The 3,681-nt window shown below is 65.9% G+C and carries 4 protein-coding genes; 3 read left to right on the top strand and 1 reads right to left on the bottom strand.

All coding sequences use genetic code 11. From position 1 onward, the window contains the following. On the bottom strand, nucleotides 1-870 hold an 870-nt coding region (locus tag ACT86A_RS27300), incomplete at its 3' end, for a helix-turn-helix domain-containing protein (protein WP_445095096.1). 91 nt (nucleotides 871-961) lie between these two features. Between ACT86A_RS27300 and ACT86A_RS27305 the strand changes: the two genes are divergently transcribed. The 3 genes from ACT86A_RS27305 (at nucleotide 962) to ACT86A_RS27315 (ending at nucleotide 3,453) form a co-directional block, all read left to right on the top strand. After that, on the top strand, nucleotides 962-1,753 hold the full coding sequence (locus ACT86A_RS27305; RefSeq protein ID WP_445095097.1) for an SDR family oxidoreductase: 792 nt from the start codon (nucleotides 962-964) through the stop codon (nucleotides 1,751-1,753). Between the two features lie 618 nt (nucleotides 1,754-2,371). After that, nucleotides 2,372-3,190: a hypothetical protein gene (locus ACT86A_RS27310; RefSeq protein ID WP_445095098.1), complete on the top strand. Its 819-nt coding sequence runs from the start codon at nucleotides 2,372-2,374 to the stop codon at nucleotides 3,188-3,190. Nucleotides 3,191-3,270: 80 nt separating this feature from the next. After that, the gene (locus tag ACT86A_RS27315) at nucleotides 3,271-3,453 is read left to right on the top strand and encodes a DUF6011 domain-containing protein (protein WP_445095099.1); all 183 of its coding nucleotides are present in this window, start codon (nucleotides 3,271-3,273) and stop codon (nucleotides 3,451-3,453) included. The last annotated feature ends 228 nt before the right edge of the window (nucleotides 3,454-3,681 follow it).

Consider the following 3,681-nt stretch of genomic DNA (forward strand, 5'->3'; position numbering starts at 1 on the left):
TCTTTCGTCGTTTAGGGCGGCTGTCAGATCGCGTGCTGTCGCCTGAGTCGCCTCGATGAATTCATTCCGTTCGCTTCGAGTTGTCGCCGCACGCAATGGTCCGAGTTGAACTTCGTACGCCGCCTTCGCGCTCGCGTCGAAAACCGGTGCGGCGAGATAACTCAGCGGCAGCACTTCGTCCGAATCCAACTCTGCCCGGTTGAACGGCCGCGACGTAAGGGACGCGAGCTGACGCAGCGCGCGAGTCCGCAAATGCGATTGCAACAGTTCGGTTCCCACCGCGCCGAGCAGATCGGCGAGCAATTCGACCATGCCCGCGTCGTCGGCGCGGGGCCGGAACACCGCGACACCGCGTTCGCGCACCAGAGCCAGCAGTGCGCTGGCGACACGCCGATCGGTGTCGGGCGAGGTACCCAGCCAGGTGTTCTGTTCGCTCGCCGAACGCCACGGCATCACACTGGCACCCGCCGGAAACTGCAGCGGAATGCTGTGTCCCACCGGGACTCCGGGAACCACACGGTCGGGGCCATGCCGGATATCGAGCACCGTGAGCCGACCGGGCTCGATACGACTGAACGTCGCGCCGCATCCGGTGCGGGTTGCCAAGCCGCCCAGCAGCTCGCCGACATTTTGCGGGAGCGCGGCACCAGGCAGCTCCGCGAGCACGGGTCCGATGCTGTAACCACGCGCATGATCGCGTACCACCCAACCGGCTGCGTCCAGCTCGACCAGGATTGCGGTCGCGGTCGCCCTGGCGATGCCGAGACGCTCGGCGATGCCCGCGACGCTGATGGTCGTGCGGGAGGCCGCCAGCAGCGACATGATGTCGATGACTCGACGTGTCGGCGGCGACGCGGATCGATCGGGCATAGCGCAACCTCTTGTCCCGGCTCGGGCGAGCGATTTACGATGACGAATATCAGATTATCTGCTGTCGAATATTCGACGTAAGGGAGCGCGAATGATTCTGGATCTTTTCCGGATCGACGGGCAGGTCGCCATAGTCACCGGCGCGGGACGAGGTCTCGGCGCGGCGATTGCCGTCGCTTTCGCGGAAGCGGGCGCGGACCTCGTCATCGCCGCGCGGACCAAGAGCCAGCTCGACGAGGTCGCGGAACGCATTGCCGCCGCCGGGCGGCAGGCCCATGTGGTGCCCGCGGACCTGAGCGACATCGATGCCACGACCGGACTCGCCGCCGCGGCGGTGGAGCGTTTCGGGCGACTGGACATTGTGGTCAACAACGTGGGTGGCGCACTGCCGTGCCCGCTGTTGGACACGACGCCGGAGGCGCTGGTGGACGCGTTCAATTTCAACGTTGTCACTGCGCATGCGCTGGTTCGTGCCGCGGTGCCGCGGATACTCGAAACCTCTGGTGGAGGTTCGATTGTGAACATCACGTCCACTATGGGGCGGTTGCCGGGGCGTGCCTTCGCAGCCTACGGCACAGCCAAGGCGGCCCTCGCCCATTACACGAAGCTTGCCGCGCTCGATCTGAACCCGCGTATCCGGGTGAACGCGATAGCACCAGGCGCGATCCTCACCTCGGCACTGGAGATCGTCGCCGCCGACGAGGCGATACGGGCCGAACTGGAATCCAAGACGCCGCTACACCGTCTGGGCGAACCCGAAGACATCGCCGCAGCCGCGCTGTATCTGGTTTCCCCCGCCGGGAAGTACCTCACCGGCAAGATTCTCGAACCCGACGGCGGTTTGATCACGCCGAACCTCGACATCCCCCTCCTGGATCTGTGACATGACCTATCGCGTAGTAGGACACGCATTTCGCAGCGAATTCGCCACGTATGTGTGTTCATAGCGCGTTAGCCTACCGTGCCGGATCCGTGGACCTGTGCGGTGCGTTGGAAGACAGAGGATGTCGTGCACCGGTCGGGAGCAGTGGGTGGGGCTGCCCGGTGAGGGCGACGAGTGCTTCGACGACGTCGAGCAGGCCGGCTTTTGTGTAGGTGAAGGTGGTGGGGCCCGGCATCACCGACTCCGCTTTGACGGGGCTGCTCGTCGTCCCATGGATCGAATGCCTCCGATGTGAGCGGGTTCTGGACCGCGTTCACGCGCAGGAACCGTGGGGCGATCTGCGGTATCTGGCTGATTACTACACCGTCCGACAACCCACCGCGCCGGACACGGAACCCCGAATCTTCGCCGGATCCGACCTGCACAGCGCCTTCGAATCGCTCGCGACCTGTCTATGACTGCACCAGCGCTCTCAATCCGGCATGAATGGGACGCTCGAATACCCTGCGTCTCAGGGGCATAGGGGCTCGACGCCTCCATCGGCGCCACCTGACAGTGCGAGAACACCGCCATCTTCCGCTGCAAGTCACAGTCACCGGTATCTGGCATATTCGAAGCATGACGACGGGGGCCCAGGATCGGCGTGGCAGTTTGTGGACCGGAGACGACTACCAGGATCTGTTCGCCGCGTTGGCGACCTCCGCCCCTGATAGCGAGATCGCGGCGCAACTGGGCCGATCACTCGACGGGCTGCGCGGCCGGGCGAAGTTCCTGCTGCTGGGCAGCTATTCGTCTGCGGTGGCGATGCGCAAGTTGCGGCAGATGGCTTCGGAGCCGGGTTTCGACTGGGAAAACCTCGCCCGCAACGCGCACACCTTCGCGAATAGGCCGTATTGGGATGCGAGCACCGACGAGCGGCTGATCCTCGCTTGGGCGCGGAATCCGGCGCCGACCATGGCCGCCCTGGTCGAGGAGTTCGGTGTGGGCGAGCAGGACATCGCGCGCCGCTGCATCGCGCTCGAGCTCGCCCAGACCAGGGTTGAGGTCGTCGATCACCTCGGCGCCGAACCCGGCGGAGATCTGGCATACCAAGCCCGGCTGGGACGAGACAAGGCCAACACCGCGGTCGGCGTCCTGGTCATCACATCGGAGACCGGTACCGTGCTGCACCTGTCGCTGCATCCCGACATCGACACCGCCGCACACGCCTGCGGCGAGGTCGACGAGACCGCACTGGAAGAAGATCTGCCCGCAGTCTGGACGATCGCGACCCGTGTCCTCGGCGAAGGATCCATCCGCGCCACCAAGAGCGGGTCCTGGGACGAACGGCCGACCACCGAACCCCACACCGCCGCAGTCAGCGACGCAGCCGCGACGGAAACTACGGCCCGGCCGGCTCCCCGGTGGCGGCGACTGCTGAAGCCACGGACCCGCTGAACGACTCCCGGGCCTCGGCGCGTTGTCGGTCGGCTGTGTCAGGCTTGCGACGTATTTGCCTTGGCCGGAGGAGGAAGAACGTGGCCGAGACCGACGAGCAGCCCACGGTGCGAATGGTCGTGCACTGCCGCCGTTGCCACGGTTGGCTCATGTCACCGGAATCGGTCGCGGCGCGCATCGGCCCCACATGCGCGTCCCGTGAGCGTGCCGAGCTGCGCGCCCGCGAGCGTAACGAGCTGACCCTCTTCGACATCGCGGCCTGAAACCGCGCGGCGGCCCGGGTCGGTACACAGGACGTCTGGAACGGCGACAAAGTGCTGCTGGTGACAGGCGGGGTGTCGGTATTCCAAGTCGTGGAACTCGAAGACGACACCAGCTCGTGCTGCAGGCACCGGCGCCAGTGATCGCCGACGCCCTGGGCATCCACTACACCACCGCCCACCGGCATCGCGACCAAGCCGGGGCCACCTGGAACCGCTACGCGCCAGGCG

Source organism: Nocardia glycosmidis, assembly GCF_052545115.1.